Genomic DNA, 17,617 nt, shown 5'->3' on the forward strand with positions numbered 1-17,617 from the left:
TCAATTCCAAACTGAAATCGAAGGCGCCGACGCGGAGTAAACGCGCGCCGCCGGCACGCGGACGAGCCGACACGCAACGCATTGACGAGCAATGGATGACGAGAAGCGGCCGAAAACCCGCCCGTGACCGTGTCAGCCGCGCGTGTGCTGACGCGCCAGCACGAAAGCCATCGCGCCGAAGCCGATCGCCCAGATCAGCGCGGTCTGCAGGCTGGTGCCAAGCACGAGAAAGTTCAGCACGAAGATGAAAACGGCCGCGCCGGCGGTGTGGAGAGACACGTAACGGAGCTTATCCAAATCGGCCTCACGCGGGTCTGAGAAGAAGCGGTGGCGTCCATGCCACCCGATTCACCGGCCCGGATCGCTCCGGGCCGGTGAACATACGATCGGGACGCCGGCGGGAGGCCCCAGCCGGCCGACATCACTTGGTGATGTCGACGTCCTTGGTTTCAGGCAGCCAGATCATGCCGATGATGAAGGTCGCCACCGCGAAGATGATCGGATACCACAGGCCGGCATAGATATCGCCGGTCGAAGCCACGATCGCAAACGCAGTCGCCGGCAGCAAGCCGCCGAACCAGCCGTTGCCGATATGATATGGCAGCGACATCGAGGTGTAGCGGATTCGGGTCGGGAACAATTCGACCAACATCGCGGCGATCGGCCCGTAGACCATCGTCACGAAGATCACCAGCACGAACAACAGGCCGATGATCGCCGCCACCTGCGGACGGAAGATATCGAACGGATGGGTCATCTTGACGATGCCCGCATCCGCCGCCTTCGGATATCCCGCTTCCTGCAAGGCCGCGAGCGTCGGCGCGTTCGACGTCGCTGCGTTGGTGTAGGGGACTTCCTTGCCGTTGATCGAGATCTTCACCGGCGAGCCCGCAGGACCGGCGACGGTCTCGTACTTCACCGACGACGACGCAAGGAACGCCCGCGCCGTATCGCAAGGCGCCGTGAACACGCGCGTACCGACCGGATTGAACAGATCGCCGCAGCCCTTCGGATCGGCAACGACCTGTACCTTCACCGTTTCGATGGCCTTTTCCAGCGCCGGATTGGCGTTGGACGAGATCATGCGGAAGATCGGAAAGAAGGTCAGCGCCGCGATCAAACAGCCTGCCATGATGATCGGCTTGCGGCCGATCTTGTCGGAAAGCACGCCGAACACGATGAAGAAGCCGGTGCCGAGCAAGAGCGACCAGGCGATCAGCAGGTTCGAGGTGTAGCCGTCAACCTTCAGGATCGATTGCAGGAAGAACAGCGCATAGAACTGGCCCGTGTACCAGACCACGCCCTGCCCCATCACACCTCCGAGCAGCGCCAGCAGCACGATCTTGGCATTGCTCCAGTTGCCGAACGATTCGGTCAGCGGCGCCTTCGAGCCCTTGCCCTCCTCCTTCATCTTCTGGAAGATCGGCGATTCATTCAGCTTCAGCCGGATGACCACCGAGATCGCGAGCAGCAGGATCGATACCAGGAACGGGATGCGCCAACCCCACGCCGCGAAGTCCTGCTCACCGACGATGGTGCGGGTGAAGAGGATGACGATCAGCGACAGGAACAGGCCAAGCGTTGCCGTCGTCTGAATGAACGAGGTGTAGTAGCCGCGCCTGCCTGGCGGCGCGTGTTCGGCGACGTAGGTCGCGGCCCCGCCATACTCGCCGCCGAGCGCCAGACCCTGCAGCAGCCGCAGCGTGATCAGGATGATCGGCGCGGCGATGCCGATGGTTGCGGCATTGGGCAACAGACCGACGAGGAATGTCGACAGGCCCATGATGACGATAGTGACGAGGAACGTGTATTTGCGGCCGACCAGATCGCCAACGCGGCCGAACACGATCGCCCCGAACGGACGGACCAGGAAGCCCGCAGCGAACGCCAGGAGTGCGAAGATGTCGCGCGTTGCCGGCGGATAGGCGGAGAAGAACTGCGCGCCGATGATCGCCGCCAGCGATCCATAGAGATAAAAGTCGTACCACTCGAAGACCGTGCCGAGGGACGATGCGACGATGACGAAACGTTCGTCCTTCGTCATCCCCTGTCCCTTACGGGACGTATCCATAGTTGCGCCGGTAACCGTCATTAGCCTCCCCCAAATTGATTTCTGATTTGGGGCGCATGAACCCCAGTTCGACCTAAAGCGGGCGGGGGCGCTTTGTCTTTTCGTCAATCGTATTAGGCGAAAGGTGGAGGCTGCCCGAATAAACAACTGATGCGAAATGCGTTCTTCTGAATTATGCTGTGACGAAAGGGAGGCCGTCGCCGAGTCTTTTTAGGCTTTGGCGGCGCACAGCGAACCGTCGCAGCATCGCGCTTTCGGCGGCGTGGAACACTGACCGTGCGGCAACGACTTGCACATGGACTTGCCCACGGATTTGCCCATGCACGTCCGCAAGACAAAACCGGTTCGCAAGGCACAACCATAAAAGAAAAGCTCAGCCGTGCAGAGAACAAGCCAGGCATCATCCACTCCGTCGCCACGATCGGTTGCGCGTCAACGGGCGGATCGGATCATGCGGCAGCGCGAACGGCTGATCGCCCAGATGCAGGACCTGCGCGACGGCGCAGGCGCCTCTGAATCAACCCACAAGGCACAACAGCTTCTGACCCGGTGGTGGGCAAAGGCCGACTGGAAGGCGCGTGAGGAACTGCTCAAGGCCGCCGAGTGGGTGCTGCAGATCGAAAAGCGTCACCAGCGCCATAACAACTGAATAGAGCTTTTGGATTGGATGTCGGCCTTGCGGCGCGTGACCCACTGGACGCAAATATCGCTCCACGCGTTTGATGCGACGTCGCCGCAAAGCGCCGCGCGTGGTTCGATCCGGACTGCAACCAGATGAGAGTTTGCTGATTGCTTGAAAGCAGAACGTCGAGAGATGACATCGCATGGTTTTCTGGATCGCGAATGCGCTTGGACTGACGGCCGCCTATCTGTTCGGCTCCGTGCCGACAGGCTATCTCGCAGGGAAATTGCTCAAGGGCATCGATATCCGAGAGCATGGCTCCCACTCCATCGGAGCAACGAATGTATTGCGAACCCTGGGGAAGTGGCCAGCGCTGGCGGTACTGCTGGTTGACGTCCTGAAGGGTGCGGCGGCGATCGTCTTTGTCCGCTGGCTCTATACATTGCCGTCCGTGACGCCACCGGCAATGCTTGATCAGCAAACCTGGGCACCATGGGCCGCTTGCCTGGCCGGGCTTGCCGTGTTGTTGGGACATAGCCGCCCGATTTGGTTGAATTTTGCGGGTGGCAAATCGATCGCGGCCGGATTGGGTGTGTTGCTGGCGATATCCTGGCCAGTCGCTTTAGGCGCTTTGACGGCCTTCGGCGTCGCGCTGGCGATTTCTCGGATTGTTTCCCTCGGTTCGATGACCGCCGCGTTAGCGGCGATCATCCTCATCTTCAGTCTGGAGCAACCGTTGCCGTATCGGTTGCTGGTGGTTGCAGGCGGCATTTACGTCATCGCCCGCCATCGCGCCAACATTCGCCGGCTCCTGACTTGGACAGAGCCGCGCCTCGGGCAAAGCAGTCCGGAATCGAAAGCATAAGCGAACGTGGAATTGCGGATAGGATGCGCGCACGCGCGAACGCATAACAATCCGCTGCCGCCCTCGGGTTCGGCATTCGCCTTGTGCGCTGATGGCCAGCGAGGAGGCGAGCGTCGAGCCCGCCCCACTAGCTGCCGCGCGCATCGACGGCTTGCTGCATCCGTGGCGGCAGAGGCGCCTGCGGCTCGACCTCGTCGAGCCTGAACAACGCATCGGCGATCCCCGCCACCTTGCGCGGATCGTGCTCGGCCGCGCTTGTCGGCAGCAGCACCGACACATCCGCCACGCCCAGGTCGCGCAACTGATAAGGTGTGCCGTGTCCGTATTGCAGGTGCCCCTGGCCAATGATGCCGACGACGAGCGGCGGATCGGGCTCGGCCAGCACGCGGGCGATGTTGCAGGCGAAAGCGCGATCCCAGGTCTGCTGCGCCCGGACGAACCGATCCATCGCCGGATCGTCCGCAGCTCTGGCGCCCATCGGCGCCCGCCCGCCGCCGGTGATCTCGAACAGGTGCTGCCGATAGGCAGGCGTTGCATCGGCTGCGGGCGTCAATCCATCGCGCTCGTCTTCAGGAATCGCGGCCCACCCCTCCTTGCCGACCCGCGTCACCAGCGGCCGATGGCAGTTCAGAGCCAGCATCCGCACCCGCTGCTGGCGGCAGAAGTGAAACAGCGGCAGATAGAGATCGGCGTCGTAACCCCACACGGTGGTCCACTCGACCTTGTCGAGGAACTGCGCCGTGTTCAGCTCCCCGGCCACCCATGCGTCGAGGATCGGCTGCACGCGGCGTGGAAACATCTCGAAGCCCACCGCCAGATTCGGCTGCAGGAAGTGCAGCACGGTGGCGACGTGCAATTGCCAACGATGAATCTCATAGACCGTGTGCTGCTCGCCGAGCAGGATCACCCGGCCGTTGGCAAGATCCTGGAACAGCGCATCCGGAGCGATCTCGCGGCCACTGACGGGATCGAGCCAGGCGCCGCGGCCGTGGACAAACTTTGCCTTCGGGTGTGCCGTCATGCCGGTTCAAACGCTCCACGCGGCCCCTGCAGCGTCAGCCCGACCGGCCGGCCCTCGCCATCAAGCGCCGCCAGACGAACCTCGCCGACCGCATCGGCAGCGGCCCGCTCCCAGCTCGCCACTGTTCCGCCGCGGATATGGAGATGGAAATCCGGCGCGATGATATTGATGAAGCCCATCGCCGGATTGATGGCCGGCACGAACCCGCGCCAGCGTTGAATCAGGCCGGCTTTGCTCATAGCGACCGCGATCTCGGTTTCAGCGCCACGCGCCGCTGCGAACGGCTGTGAGCCGGGATCGTCGGCGGCAAGCACGGCCTGCTGACCCGCAGGCTTCGCTCGTGCGTTCCGTGGCTCGGCGGGGAAATGGCCGAGCGCCTCATCGAAACCAGCGATGCCGTCGAGGCCGACCACGCTGAAAACGAGGTTGTCCTCGGCATCGAGGAATTCGAGCTTCGGCAGCACCTTGTCCTTCATGCGTCCCGAACGGTCGGCGACCACCGAGGCGATCCTGGCCGGGTCCAGCACGCAGTCGTGAGCAGCACCTGTGACAGCAACGCAACCGTCAGCCATCGCGATCCGCTCGACCACGCCGATCCGCTCATGCGTGACGCCGCCATCTTGCACGACAACCATCACCTTGCCCATCGCCGGCAGCCGGGCGAGCACACGGTCCGGCGGCACCAACATCGCCTGGCGCAGCACACTCTCATCCGTCATCAATGTCCCCAGATCATACATGTGTCGCATGGCTCTCTGGGCTAAGCGTGCTCGACGATCAAGCGTCCGACCGCGCATGTGCACGCCTTCGGCATCACATTAGAGAGGTTCAAGCTGTTCCGGCTCGAATTGAAATAGGTCTAATTCGAAAGTCGCCACCGATGCGCGATGGACCTGCCGCTGCACGCAGCCGCAGCATCATTGCCATCAATGTAAGGCTGCAGGCATAACACGCGCAGTCTACGAGCGAGCGCGGCGCGCGCACCTTAAACGACAATGGCCGGGACGAGCCCGGCCATGACACATGAGGTGCTGGTGATGTTTAAAAAACGCGCTCAGCCCTTGTTGAACACGGGCTTGCGCTTCTCGACGAAGGCGCGCACCGCCTCCTTGTGATTGTCGGTGAACGAGAGCTTGCCGATGCGCTCCGCTTCGCGGTCGATCGCGGTGAGATAGTCGATCGACTGCGCCTCGTTGAGATTCTGCTTGATGAAAGCCAGCGCATCCGCAGGACCATCGGCGATCTGCTGCGCGAGCGCGCGAACGGCGGTCGCAAACTCAGCATCCGGCACGACGCGATTGACCAGCCCGATGGCCTCGGCGCGGGTCGCATCGATCCGGTCGGAGGTGAACATCATCTCGCGTGCGCGCGCCGTGCCGACCATGCGTGTCAGCAGCCAGGCGATGCCGTAGTCGCCGGACAGGCCGATCTTGGAGTAGCCGCCCGAGAGGAAGGCCGATTGCGACGCGATGCGGATATCGCAAGCCAGCGCGATCGCCATACCGGCGCCGACGGCAGCTCCAGGCAGCGCGGCGATGGTCGGCTTGACCGAATTGGCGATGCCGCCGCCGACCGCGCGATGGCGGACCTTGAGTTCAGCCGCCCGCGATTCCGGCGTCATGTCGGCTGGGCGGCGGTCGCCCATGTTCTTGACGTCGCCGCCGGCACAGAATGCATTGCCTGCCCCGGTGATGACGATGCAACGCACCGCCGGATCGGCGTTGCGTTCCTTGAGCTGGGTCTGAAGGGCAGCCGACATCGGCGCCGACAGGGCATTCTTCGCCTGCGGACGGTTGAGCGTGATGGTGGCGACGCCATTGGCGACGGTGCACAGGAGGTCGGTGGTGCCGGTGTCGATGACGGTTTCGGTCATGGGCGGTCCTTGTTGTTGTCGTTGGTATCAGCACGCCGCTGCCGGCGGGCGGGGCCGGGTCCATCCGCGGCCGCTGCGGCTCTGGTGTAGCCGCGCTCTCTGGCCGAAACAACACGCCCCACCTCATATCGGCATGCGCCTTTCCCAGCCCGGGCCGTACACGCCATCGTGTCCGTCCTGCCCGCAACGGGCCGGAATCCCGCCTTGCCGGCCTGGAACATCCGATATTACAGAACTAACGGAACCGATTTGGCATTCGCCGTCGCCGCAATGGGATACAAATGCGGGGATCGATCCGTTAGTATTGTTTGGCCCGTTCCGGGCCCATCTGAACGACCGATGGGAAAACGCGCTCAGTCCATTCTTCTCGTTTTGGCATCGCTCACGGTCGTTTGCGCGGTGACGTTTCTCGCGCAACGACTCTGGCGAGAGAACGGCCTGCGCTCATTGCAAGCGCTGAACGAACCGCGCGTTCAGCTCGTCGCCAATGCGGTCCGCGCCGAGATCAACCGGCAGGATCATCTGCCGGTGGTGCTCTCCTCCGATCCCGACGTGCAACAGGCACTCGCTCACCCGGACGACGCCGCGCTGCGCGAGAAGTTGAACGACAAGCTGCGGCTGATCAGCCATGAGGCTGATACCCGCTCGCTCTATATCGTCAACCCGTCGGGACAGGTCTTCGCCACCAACGATGCCGACAAGCCGGACCCCCAGCTTGGCCGCAACCTGAGCAGACGCCCCTACTTCCGCACGGCCGTCGAAGCCGGACGAAGCGCCTTCCTCGGTGTCGAACCTGCCAGCGATCGGGTGCGCTATTACGTGGCGCACGCGATCGGCGACAGGCCGCTGCTCGGCGTCGCCGTTGTCCGCATCGAATTCGATACCATCGAAGCCGACTGGGAACGGGCCGGCGAGGACGTTCTGGTGACGGACCAGCGCGGCACCGTCTTTCTTGCCAGCGACGCCTCGTTCAAATACCGCCCGCTCAACACCGCACGCCAACCGCCGCCAAGCCAGCGCAACGCGGTCACCGGCCAGTATCCCGAGCATCACAAGGATCCGATCAACTTCGTCGTCCTCGAACAACGCGGCGACGGTCAGATCATCCGGGTCGAAACCGGCGAAGGCGAACGGTCGTTCCTGTATCAGAGCGCCGCCCTGCCGGAATTCGGCTGGACCGTGCATCGCCTGTCGGACCTCTCCACCATCGAGACCGATCGCCGCGACGGCGCGATCATCGGCGCGACGCTGTCAATCCTGGCGATCTCCGGCCTGTTCTACCTGCGCCAGCGGCAACAGGCGCTGGTGGCGGCACGCAAGGCCGGGGTCGAACTGTCCAACGAGGTGGCGAACCGCACCCGCGAATTGCGAGCGACCAACGAAGCGCTGCATCTGGAGGTCGAGGAGCGGCGGCGCACGGAAGCGCAGCTGCGCGATACCCAGAACTCGCTCGTGCAAGCCGGCAAGCTTGCCGCCCTGGGGCAGATGTCGGCGGCGATCGCGCATGAGATCAACCAGCCGCTTGCGGCCATCCGCACATTCGTCGCCAGCACGAAGATCTATTCGTCGCGCGGCGACGCCGGCAAAGTGGCGGCTAATCTCGACCTGATCAACAGCCTCGCCGAGCGCATGGCCAACATCACCTCCCATCTCAAGACGTTCGCGCGCAAGAGTGATCCCGGCAAGACCGAGGCCGTCGATGTCGAACGCGCGGTACAGGGCGCGATGCTGCTGATCGAGAGCCAGATTCGCCTCGCGGGCGTGACGATCGAAACCAGCATCCCGCACCATGTCTTCGTCAGGGGGTATGCGGTGCAGCTCGAGCAGGTGATCGTCAACCTGCTGCAGAATGCAATGCACGCGGTGGCCCATGCGGAGAAGCCCGCGATCCGGCTCGACGTCACGGCGAGCGACACCACCGTCTGCATCACAGTGACCGACAACGGATCGGGAATTCCGAAGGAACACCTCGACCAGATCTTCGACCCATTCTTCACCACCAAGGCGATCGGCAAAGGGCTGGGCCTGGGCCTGTCGATATCCTATGGCATTGTCCGCGACTTCAATGGTGAGATTCGCGCCGTCAACCGGGCCGAAGGCGGCGCGGAGATGATCATCGAGTTGCCAAGATACCATCCAGAAAGCGCAATGTTGCATGCCTGACCGGAACCGGGTTCTGCTCGTCGATGACGAGGCGCCAATGCTGCAGGCGATCGGCCAATGGCTCGACCTTGGCGGCTTCGAGGTCGAGGCGCACAGCCGCGCTTCGGCAGCGATCGATCGCGTCAATGCCGATTATGAAGGCATCGTGGTCACCGACCTGAAGATGGAAGGGACCGACGGCATGGCGCTGCTGCGGCATGCTCAGGAGGCCGATCCGGACCTGCCCGTGGTGATGATCACCGGCCATGGTGACATCCAGATTGCCGTGGAGGCGATGCGCCTTGGCGCCTACGACTTCGTGGAAAAGCCTTTCGAACCGGAGCGCTTCCTCGACATCGTGCGTCGCGCCAGCGAGAAGCGCCGCCTCGTGCTCGACAACCGCCGCCTGCGCAAGGCCGTCGCCGAGCCGCAACTCGCCTCGCGCATCATCGGCGCCTCGCGTGCAGCCGAATCGCTGCGTGCGCAGGTCGCCGAACTCGCGGCCGCCGATGTCAGCGTGGTGATCTATGGCGAGACCGGCGCCGGCAAGGACCTGATCGCGCGCTGCCTGCACGACTTCGGCCGGCGCAGTAAGCACAACTACGTCGCCATCAATTGCGCGGCGATTCCCGAAACGATGGCGGAAAGCGAGTTCTTCGGTCATGACGCCGGGGCCTTCACCGGGGCGGTGAAAATGCGTCCCGGCAAGATCGAACACGCCCAGGGCGGCACGCTATTCCTCGACGAGATCGACAGCATGCCGCTGGCGGTGCAGGGCAAGCTGCTGCGCGTGCTGCAGGAACGGCAGATCGAGCGGCTCGGCTCGAACCGGAGCATCGCCGTCGATTTCCGCCCGATCGCCGCAAGCAAGATCGACCTGAAGGCCGCGCAAAGCGACAACCGCTTTCGCTCCGACCTCTATTACAGGCTTTGCGTGGCCGAAATCACCGTGCCGCCGCTGCGGCAGCGGCGCGACGATATCCTGCTGCTGTTCGAGTATTTCGCGCAAGGCTACGCCGACGCGCACCGGCGGCCGTTCCGCCCCCTCAGCGTCGCGATGTCGGACAAGCTGCTGCGGCACGACTGGCCTGGAAACGTCCGCGAGTTGCGCAACACCGCCGAACGTTATGCACTCGGCCTCAATCGCACGCAGGCTCCGGTAGAGACCGAGACTGCGCTCACCCTTGCCGATCAGGTGGACGCTTTCGAACGAGCCACGATCGAACAGAGCCTGATCGAGGCCGGCGGACGCATCAACATCGTCATGGAAAAGCTCGGCATTCCCCGCCGTACGCTGACAGACAAAATGACCAAGTACGGACTGGACCGGCGCCGCTACACCGATAGCGATGAGCAAAAAACCGCACCCGATGGTACGGCAGTTGGCGGAAACCCGCCGAGCCCCTGACAATCCACAGATAGTTCGTTATAACACGCTGAAAAGATTTGGGAAAATTTGACGCAGCGGCGCGGCCATGGCACGCCTGTTGCTGATGGTGGCGCTAGGGTGAGGCGGCGCTGAAATCGGCTTCCGGCCAACCATTGTCCGGCTTTCAACGTTGTCCTGAGCCTATGTCGAAGTGTCTCGTTCGGAATTCTGCCGCGGGTCCCACGCCAACGCGCCGCTTGCCGCGTTCGCGCTGGCGCCTGATCGGTTGCGCGCTGTCGCCGGTGATGCTGCTGACGGCCTGCACCGTCGGTCCTGACTTCAAATCACCGGAGCCGCCGGCCTCCCAAGGTTATCGGCCTGGCGAGAAGCTCGCGAGCTCCACCGATGTTCCGGGCCGCTGGTGGGAGCGCTTCCGCTCGCGCCCGCTCAACGAGCTGATCTACGACGGCCTTGCCAACAACACCGACCTGCATGCGGCGGAAGCGGCATTGCGTGTCGCCCAGGCCAATGCTCTGGCGCAACGCGGCGCGCTGTTCCCGGAGATCACCGCGGGCTTCAACAGCAATCGCCAGCTTACGCCAACCGAAGCGGTGACGACCAACGCCGCGTCCGGGGCCAGCCTCTACAGCGTGCACACCGCACAGGTGAGCGTGTCCTTCGTGCCGGACGTCTTCGGCGGCACGCGACGGCAGATCGAATCCTCCGACGCGCAGGTGGAGATGCAGGCCTTCCAGCGTGAGGGCGTGTTCCTGACGTTGTCCGCGAACATCGCACTCGCGGCCATTCAGGAAGCTTCGCTGCGCGGCCAGATCGCCGCGACACAGCGGCTGATCGATCTGCAGGTCCAGTCGCTCAACCTGCTCAAGATCCAGAACGAGCGCGGCCAGATCGCCATGCCCGATGTGGTCGCCCAGGAGACTGCAGTGGCGCAGGCCCGCCTGCTGCTGCCGGGGCTGGAGAAACAACTGAATCAGCAGCGGCATCTGCTCGCCTATCTGACCGGACGGCTGCCGAGCGATCCGCTGCCGGCGACATTCCAGTTGTCGTCGTTCCGCCTGCCCCGCCCGTTGCCGCGAACCCTGCCCGCCGACTTGATCCGGCAACGACCCGACGTGCGCGCCGCCGAATCGAACCTGCATGCCGTGAACGCGCAGATCGGCGTCGCCATCGCAGCCCGCCTGCCGCAGATCGCGCTGACCGCCAATGCCGGCAGCAGCGCCTCGACGATCGCCAGCTTGTTTTCACCGCACACGGCGTTCTGGATGGCCGCCGGCAGCGTGGCCCAGACTGTCTTCGATGCCGGAATCCGCGAACAGAAGCAGCGCGCGGCGGAAGCAGCCACCGACCAGGCGCTCGCGCAGTACCGAAGCGCCGTGCTTGCGGCTTGCCAGAACGTCGCCGACGTTCTGCGCGCGCTGGAAGCCGACGAGCGGACCTTGAATGCCGCCATTGCCGCTGAGCGCTCGGCCGAGCAGAGCATCACGCTGGCCCGCGCGCAGATCGAGCGCGGTCAAGTCGCCATCTCGGTGCTGATCACCGCCCAGCAGGCCTTCCTGCAGGCATCCTTGGCGCGAGTGCAGGCGCAGGCCGGACGCCTGGCCGATACCGTCGCCTTGTTTCAGGCGCTCGGCGGCGGCTGGTGGAACCGGATCGAGGTCGATCCGCGCGTTGAGGCTTTCAACGCTGCGCTCGAGAAGACGCAAGCGCGCGCCCAAGCGGCGCAGGCCGACGCCGCGACCGCCCAGTAACTCCGCGATGACCGCGGCCATGGGAAAGTCCGCACCGCCGGCAACGGTTATGCCGCAGCGATCGCAGTGAGGAATTCACGCGCGCGCGCGGCTGGTGGACCGACATTGACGATCTCGACATCGGCAATCACCTCGGACCCACCCACCGCCCGGTTCAACCGATCCGCCAGCTTGCCGTCGCTGGCACGGCCGCGCGTGGCCAGCCGTTCCGCCAGCACATCCGGCGGTGCGGTGACCATCACCACGCAGACGTTCGCATAGCGCTTGCGGGCCTCTGCGACGATCATGCGCGAGACGTTGACCACGACGACCCTGCCCGCACGAATGTCCGCGTCGATGGCTGCGCGCAGTCCATACTTCAACCCGTGCGCCTGCCACCACAATGCAAACGCACCATCCGCTTGCGCCCGATCGAATGCAGGCTCGGACATGAACTCGTTCCGCTCGTGGGCCGACGCGGCGCGTGTCACGGTCCGGCGCGGAAACACGAGCTCCGGACGCTCTCGGCAGGCCTCGCGCGCCAGTCCGATCAACGTATCCTTGCCGGCACCGCTCGGGCCCACCACCAGTACGAGCCGTCCGGGGCCAATCCCTTCCTCAGCACGGTCAGCGATGGTTTCGGCCATGCTCACGCGACCCGATGCCCCTCGCGCCAGACGCTGCGCACCACCGGCAGATTGCCCGCCACATGCACGCGGATGATGTCGGCGCGTTTTCCGACCGCAATCTCGCCGCGATCGTTCAGGCCAACCGCCTCAGCCGGCGTCTTGGTGACAGTCCGCACCGCCTGCGGCAGGTCGATCGCCGGTGCGCGCTCCGGCAACTGCAAGGCGCCCATCAACAGGCTGGACGGGATGTAGTCCGACGACAAGATGTCCAGGAATCCTTCGCGCGCGAGGTCGACCGCAGCAATGTTACCGGAATGCGACCCACCGCGCACCACGTTCGGCGCGCCCATCAGGATGCTGATGCCGGCGGCATGCAGACCGGCCGCCGCCTCGAAGGTGGTCGGAAACTCGGCGACCACCACACGGTCGCGGATCGCATCGGCGACGTTCTGCTCGGTGGTGTCGTCATGGCTCGCCAACGGCACGTTCAACCGCTGCGCCAACGCAACGATCTCGCGCATGTTGGCGGCCGCATACGTCTTCTGGTATTCGAACCGTTTGGCAAACAGCACGTCGAGCTCGGCATCGCTCATGCCGCCTTTCTTGCCACGATAGTAGGTCCGCAGTTTCTCCTCGTCGCGGAACTGGCGCTGCCCGGGCGTATGATCCATCAGCGACATCAATCGCACGTCGGGGCGCCCGGCCAGCAAGGTCGCATCCGCCACGACACTCGGCATCGGAATCTCGCAGCGCAGGTGCAAGAAGTGATCGGCGCGCAGCAAGTTGGCCGCACGCGCCCTGGCGATCGCATCCGCCAGCACGGCCGACTGACCATCGACCTCCTCCGCACCCTCCTCACGCCAGACCCGCAGCGAGTCGAGCACGGTGGTAATCCCGCTCGTCGCAAGCTGGCCATCATAGGAGACGACCGCAGCCACCGGATCCCAATAGACCTTGGGCCGGGGCACGTAATGCGCCTCGATGTGGTCGGTGTGCAACTCGACGAGGCCCGGCATCAGCATGTCGCCCGCCACGTCGAGGCTTGCGCCCGGCGCATCGCCCTCGCCGAACTCGGCTATCCGCCCATTGGCAAAAGCCAGCCAGCCGCGCTCGATCATCCCGTCGCTCAGCACAAGGCGGGCATTGCCCAGAACTGTGTCGGTCTGCTGGTCTGCTTGCTTGGCCGTCATTTCGAACATGTCGCTCATGCTCCTCAAGCCGCGGCCGCGAACCCGGCAACATCGATCAGCCGATCGGCGATCCGCGCACGTACATCGTCATCGTGCACGATTGCCAGCATCGCGGTGCCGGTCCGTTTGCGCTCGCCGATCAGTTCGACGACGATCGCGCGGTTGATGGCGTCGAGCGAGGCGGTCGGCTCATCGAGCAGCAGGATCGGCCGTTCGGAAACGAAGCCACGCGCGATGTTGACCCGCTGCTGCTCGCCGCCGGAGAAAGTCGCCGGCGGCAAGCTCCAGAGCCGCTCGGCAATGTTGAGACGCGTCAGCAAGGCTCCCGCGCGTTCGTGCGCCTCCTCGCGGGCAACGCCGGCGGCGATCAGCGGCTCGGCCACCACATCCAGCGCCGGCACGCGCGGCACCGCGCGCAAGAACTGGCTGACATAGCCAATCGTGTCACGACGCAGCTCCAGCACCTGGCGCGGCTCGGCATGCGCGATGTCGATGGACCGACCGTGATGGCGAATACCGATCTGCCCTGCATCGCACCGGTAGTTGCCAAAGATCATCTTCAGAATCGACGACTTGCCCGCGCCGGAGGGTCCCCCAAGCACCACACACTCGCCGGCATCGACATGGAACGACACGTTGGCCACGACAGGCAGGCGCACGCCGCCCTGCAAATGCATTGTGAAGGCCTTTGCCGCATTCGAAACCTGGATCATTGCGGTCATTTCATCCTCACGCGGGCAGAATCGACGAGACGAGCAGTTGGGTATAGGGCTTGCGCGGATCGTCCAACACCTGATCGGTGAGGCCGGCCTCGATCACGCGTCCCTCCTTCATCACCATGATCCGGTGCGACAGCAGCCGGGCGACAGCCAGGTCGTGGGTGACGATGATCACCGCAAGGCCCAGCTCGGCAACGAGGCCGCGCAACAGGTCGAGCAGGCGCGCCTGCACCGAGACGTCGAGGCCGCCGGTCGGCTCGTCCATGAAGATCAGCCGCGGCTGGGTAACGAGATTGCGGGCGATCTGCAGCCGCTGGCGCATGCCCCCCGAATAGGTGCGCGGCGAATCGTCGATGCGGCCGACCTCGATCTCCACCCGGCGCAACCACGATTCGGCCGTGTTGCGGATCTTGCCGTAGTGCTGCCAGCCGACAGCCATCAGCCGCTCGCCGACATTGGCGCCGGCGGACACCTTCATGCGCAGGCCCATCGCCGGATCCTGATGGACGTAGCCCCAATCGGTGCGGAACAGAAAACGGCGCTCGGCCTCGCCGAGGCTCGTCAGATCCCGCGTCGCGCCATCGCGCATGCGGTAGCAGACGCGACCGGTGGTGGGCTCCATCTGCGTCGAGAGCATCTGCAGCAACGTCGACTTTCCGGAGCCGGATTCGCCGACGATGGCCAGCACCTCGCCCTCATGAAGCGTAAACGATACGTCACGACACGCCAGATGCCGGCCGTAGGTCTTTCCGAGGCTATCAGCAATCAGCAGCGGTTGATCGACGGCACTCATTCTGCTGCCTCCGGTTGGACGCCGCGACAGCCTGTGGCACGACGTGTTTCGCAGTGATCAGTATCGGAGCAGACGAACATCCGTCCGCCCCTGTCGTCGATCACCACCTCATCGAGATAGGAATCATCGGCGCCGCACAACGTACATGGCGCATTGTGCCGGTAGCGCTCGAACGGATGGTCCTCGAAATCGAGCGAGACCACGGTCGTATAGGGCGGCACCGCATAGATCCGCTTCTCGCGACCTGCGCCGAACAGCTGCAACGCCGGACAATCGTTCATCTTCGGATTGTCAAACTTCGGCGTCGGCGACGGGTCCATCACATAGCGGGCATTGACCTTCACTGGATAGGCATAGCTCGTGGCGATATGGCCGTGACGGGCGATGTCCTCGTACAACTTCACATGCATCAGCCCGTATTCGGCGAGCGCGTGCATCCGCCGCGTCTCCGTCTCGCGCGGCTCGAGGAAGCGCAAGGGCTCCGGGATCGGCACCTGATAGACCAGCACCTGCCCTGCATGCAGCGCCGCTTCCGGAATCCGATGCCGGGTCTGGATCACCGTCGCGTCCGTCGTGCTGGTGGTGGTGGCGACGCCAGCGGTCTTCTCGAAGAACTTGCGGATCGAGATCGCGTTGGTGGTGTCGTCGGAACCCTGATCGATCACCTTCAATACGTCATCATGACCCAAGATCGACGCCGTCACCTGTACACCACCCGTGCCCCAGCCATATGGCATCGGCATCTCGCGGCTCGCGAACGGCACCTGATAGCCGGGAATTGCGATCGCCTTCAGGATCGCCCGGCGGATCATCCGTTTGGTCTGTTCGTCGAGATAGGCGAAGTTATAAGCTGGCGCGTTCATTCCGCGGCCTCCTGCACGGCGGCAGATTCTGCCGCTTTGACGAAATCGACGCGCAGCTTGCGCAGCAGGCCGAGTTCGGACTGGAAATCGACGTAATGCGGCAACTTCAGATGCTCGACGAAACCGGTGGCCTGCACGTTGTCCGAATGCGACAGCACGAACTCCTCGTCCTGCGCGGGCGCGGTGACATCCTCGCCCAGTTCGCGAGCACGCAACGCGCGATCCACCAGCGCCATCGACATCGTCTTGCGTTCGGCTTGACCGAAAGCGAGACCGTACCCACGGGTGAAGCACGGTGGCTCCGTGGCCGAGCCCTTGAACTGGTTGACCATCTGACATTCGGTCAGCTCGATTGAACCGAGCGGCACGGCAAAGCCTGCATCCTCCGCAAAGAACTCGACCTCCACTTCGCCGAAACGAATTTCGCCCGCGAACGGATGGGTGCGGCCGTAACCGCGCTGCGTCGAGTAGCCAAGCGCGAGCAGGAAGCCTTCGTCGCCGCGAGCAAGATTCTGCAGACGCAGGTCGCGCTCGGCCGGGAAATCCAACGGCTCACGGGTCAGATCACCGACTGGCCTTTCAGGGTCGCCCGCAGGCGACGGTTCGATCAAGCCGTCACGGCCGAGGATATCGGTGACGCGCGGCATTGCACCGATATCGGCCTCGGCCACCGCAGGCGCTTGCCGCGCGGTTTCGCCGGTCAATGCCGGATCGAGCAGACGGTGCGTGTAATCGAAGGTCGGCCCCAGCACCTGGCCGCCCGGGACATCCTTGAAGGTGGATGAGATCCGCCGCGCCACCCGCATTGCCCCAGTCTCGACCGGCTCGGTGGCGCCGAAGCGTGGCAGCGTGGCGCGGAACGCACGCAGCAGGAAGATCGCCTCGATCAGATCGCCCCGCGCCTGCTTGATCGCCAGCGCCGCAAGCTCGCGATCGTAAAGCGATCCCTCCGTCATCACCCGGTCAACGCCCAGGCTGAGCTGTTCGGAAATCTGCGCCAGCGATAGCTCCGGCACATTCGGATCACCGCGGCGCTCATGCGCCAGCAGCCGATGCGCGTTCTCGATGGCACGTTCGCCGCCCTTCACCGCCACATACATGCTTCAAGCCTCCCTGCGAACGACGCGAGTGGTGCGCGGCAGTGCCGCCACCTGGTTTCCGGCGACCAGCACGAGATCGACCCCGCGTGGGAACAGCTCGCGATTGAGGGCCAACCGATCGACCAGGTCATCCGGTAGGCCAGCGGCACGCAGCGTCGCGCCGCCGTCGATGCCCGGACCGCTCAATTCGAATGTCTGACCGACCGAGAGCTGCTCGATCTGCAGGATCAATGTCGTCGAACGATCCGGGTAGGCATCGCTGCCGAGGCAGAACTGTTCGAAATCCGGAAGCCGCTTCGGCTGCGCGATCAGCGCGAAGCTACAATAGGAGGGGCTGGTCACCAGCGGCGCGCCGGTATGGAACTTGAGCCACTTGGCCACCGCGGTTGAGGCTGTGAACGGCGCATCCAGCCACAGCGTCGTGTCGTGATCGAACAGGGTCAACGCAATCGCTGCCGTTCCGGCCAGCATCGGAGCGGGCGCGTCGAGAACCGCATCGATCCGATGCACGGTTCCGGGACATGCCATCGCATTCATCACGGTGCGGAATGTCGTCTGTGCCGACATCACCTTGTCGGCGAAACCCGCGCCTAATTCTTCGACCATCGCCAT

17 protein-coding genes are annotated in these 17,617 nt (G+C 64.2%); 5 read left to right on the plus strand and 12 right to left on the minus strand.

What is annotated here, in order from left to right; genetic code table 11:
• Positions 1-132: 132 nt before the first annotated feature.
• Both X566_RS25130 and X566_RS02575 read right to left on the minus strand, forming a co-directional pair.
• Positions 133-297: a hypothetical protein gene (locus tag X566_RS25130; RefSeq protein ID WP_173402561.1), complete on the minus strand. Its 165-nt coding sequence runs from the start codon at positions 295-297 to the stop codon at positions 133-135.
• Positions 298-421: 124 nt separating this feature from the next.
• Positions 422-2,044, minus strand: a complete 1,623-nt coding sequence (locus tag X566_RS02575) for an MFS transporter (RefSeq protein ID WP_051443820.1) — start codon at positions 2,042-2,044, stop codon at positions 422-424.
• Between the two features lie 478 nt (positions 2,045-2,522).
• Here X566_RS02575 and X566_RS02580 point away from each other — a divergent pair, with 478 nt between their 5' ends.
• Positions 2,523-2,720 (plus strand): hypothetical protein, encoded by a 198-nt coding sequence (locus X566_RS02580; RefSeq protein ID WP_034463209.1) that lies wholly within the window; start codon positions 2,523-2,525, stop codon positions 2,718-2,720.
• Between the two features lie 175 nt (positions 2,721-2,895).
• On the plus strand, positions 2,896-3,558 hold the full coding sequence (gene plsY / locus X566_RS02585; RefSeq protein ID WP_034463210.1) for a glycerol-3-phosphate 1-O-acyltransferase PlsY: 663 nt from the start codon (positions 2,896-2,898) through the stop codon (positions 3,556-3,558).
• A 127-nt stretch (positions 3,559-3,685) separates the two neighbouring features.
• On the opposite strand, the gene X566_RS02590 is transcribed toward plsY, so the two are convergent.
• The 3 genes from X566_RS02590 to X566_RS02600 all read right to left on the minus strand — a co-directional run bounded on the left by X566_RS02590 (position 3,686) and on the right by X566_RS02600 (position 6,452).
• Positions 3,686-4,579 carry a ChaN family lipoprotein gene (locus X566_RS02590; protein ID WP_034463212.1) on the minus strand — a complete coding sequence of 298 codons (894 nt, stop codon included), beginning with the start codon at positions 4,577-4,579 and terminating at the stop codon, positions 3,686-3,688.
• Complete coding sequence (locus X566_RS02595) at positions 4,576-5,298, minus strand: ChuX/HutX family heme-like substrate-binding protein (protein ID WP_034463214.1); 723 nt, start codon at positions 5,296-5,298, stop codon at positions 4,576-4,578. Before X566_RS02595 ends, X566_RS02590 begins: the two co-directional genes overlap by 4 nt.
• A 335-nt stretch (positions 5,299-5,633) precedes the next feature.
• Positions 5,634-6,452: an enoyl-CoA hydratase gene (locus tag X566_RS02600; RefSeq protein ID WP_034463215.1), complete on the minus strand. Its 819-nt coding sequence runs from the start codon at positions 6,450-6,452 to the stop codon at positions 5,634-5,636.
• Between the two features lie 339 nt (positions 6,453-6,791).
• Between X566_RS02600 and X566_RS02605 the strand changes: the two genes are divergently transcribed.
• From X566_RS02605 to X566_RS02615, 3 genes are all read left to right on the plus strand, one after another.
• Positions 6,792-8,615 (plus strand): ATP-binding protein, encoded by a 1,824-nt coding sequence (locus tag X566_RS02605; protein ID WP_160170430.1) that lies wholly within the window; start codon positions 6,792-6,794, stop codon positions 8,613-8,615.
• Positions 8,608-10,002, plus strand: coding sequence for a sigma-54 dependent transcriptional regulator (locus X566_RS02610; protein ID WP_051443821.1), 1,395 nt, complete (start codon positions 8,608-8,610; stop codon positions 10,000-10,002). Before X566_RS02605 ends, X566_RS02610 begins: the two co-directional genes overlap by 8 nt.
• 218 nt (positions 10,003-10,220) lie before the next feature.
• Positions 10,221-11,732, plus strand: coding sequence for an efflux transporter outer membrane subunit (locus X566_RS02615; protein WP_051443822.1), 1,512 nt, complete (start codon positions 10,221-10,223; stop codon positions 11,730-11,732).
• Positions 11,733-11,779: 47 nt separating this feature from the next.
• Here the strand turns inward: X566_RS02615 and phnN are convergent, their stop codons facing one another.
• From phnN to phnH, 7 genes are read right to left on the minus strand one after another with little or no spacing between them, the layout of a single operon-like run.
• Complete coding sequence (phnN, locus tag X566_RS02620; RefSeq protein ID WP_034463217.1) at positions 11,780-12,358, minus strand: phosphonate metabolism protein/1,5-bisphosphokinase (PRPP-forming) PhnN; 579 nt, start codon at positions 12,356-12,358, stop codon at positions 11,780-11,782.
• A gap of 2 nt (positions 12,359-12,360) precedes the next feature.
• Complete coding sequence (locus X566_RS02625) at positions 12,361-13,539, minus strand: alpha-D-ribose 1-methylphosphonate 5-triphosphate diphosphatase (protein WP_244434654.1); 1,179 nt, start codon at positions 13,537-13,539, stop codon at positions 12,361-12,363.
• A 14-nt stretch (positions 13,540-13,553) separates the two neighbouring features.
• The gene (phnL, locus tag X566_RS02630; protein ID WP_034463218.1) at positions 13,554-14,252 is read right to left on the minus strand and encodes a phosphonate C-P lyase system protein PhnL; all 699 of its coding nucleotides are present in this window, start codon (positions 14,250-14,252) and stop codon (positions 13,554-13,556) included.
• Between the two features lie 7 nt (positions 14,253-14,259).
• Positions 14,260-15,042, minus strand: coding sequence for a phosphonate C-P lyase system protein PhnK (gene phnK, locus X566_RS02635; protein WP_034463219.1), 783 nt, complete (start codon positions 15,040-15,042; stop codon positions 14,260-14,262).
• Positions 15,039-15,905: an alpha-D-ribose 1-methylphosphonate 5-phosphate C-P-lyase PhnJ gene (locus X566_RS02640; RefSeq protein ID WP_034463220.1), complete on the minus strand. Its 867-nt coding sequence runs from the start codon at positions 15,903-15,905 to the stop codon at positions 15,039-15,041. Before X566_RS02640 ends, phnK begins: the two co-directional genes overlap by 4 nt.
• Complete coding sequence (locus tag X566_RS02645; RefSeq protein WP_034463222.1) at positions 15,902-17,005, minus strand: carbon-phosphorus lyase complex subunit PhnI; 1,104 nt, start codon at positions 17,003-17,005, stop codon at positions 15,902-15,904. Before X566_RS02645 ends, X566_RS02640 begins: the two co-directional genes overlap by 4 nt.
• A gap of 3 nt (positions 17,006-17,008) precedes the next feature.
• Positions 17,009-17,617, minus strand: coding sequence for a phosphonate C-P lyase system protein PhnH (phnH, locus tag X566_RS02650; protein ID WP_034463223.1), 609 nt, complete (start codon positions 17,615-17,617; stop codon positions 17,009-17,011).

Origin of the sequence: Afipia sp. P52-10 (assembly GCF_000516555.1) — a bacterium.
Classification (GTDB): domain Bacteria; phylum Pseudomonadota; class Alphaproteobacteria; order Rhizobiales; family Xanthobacteraceae; genus P52-10.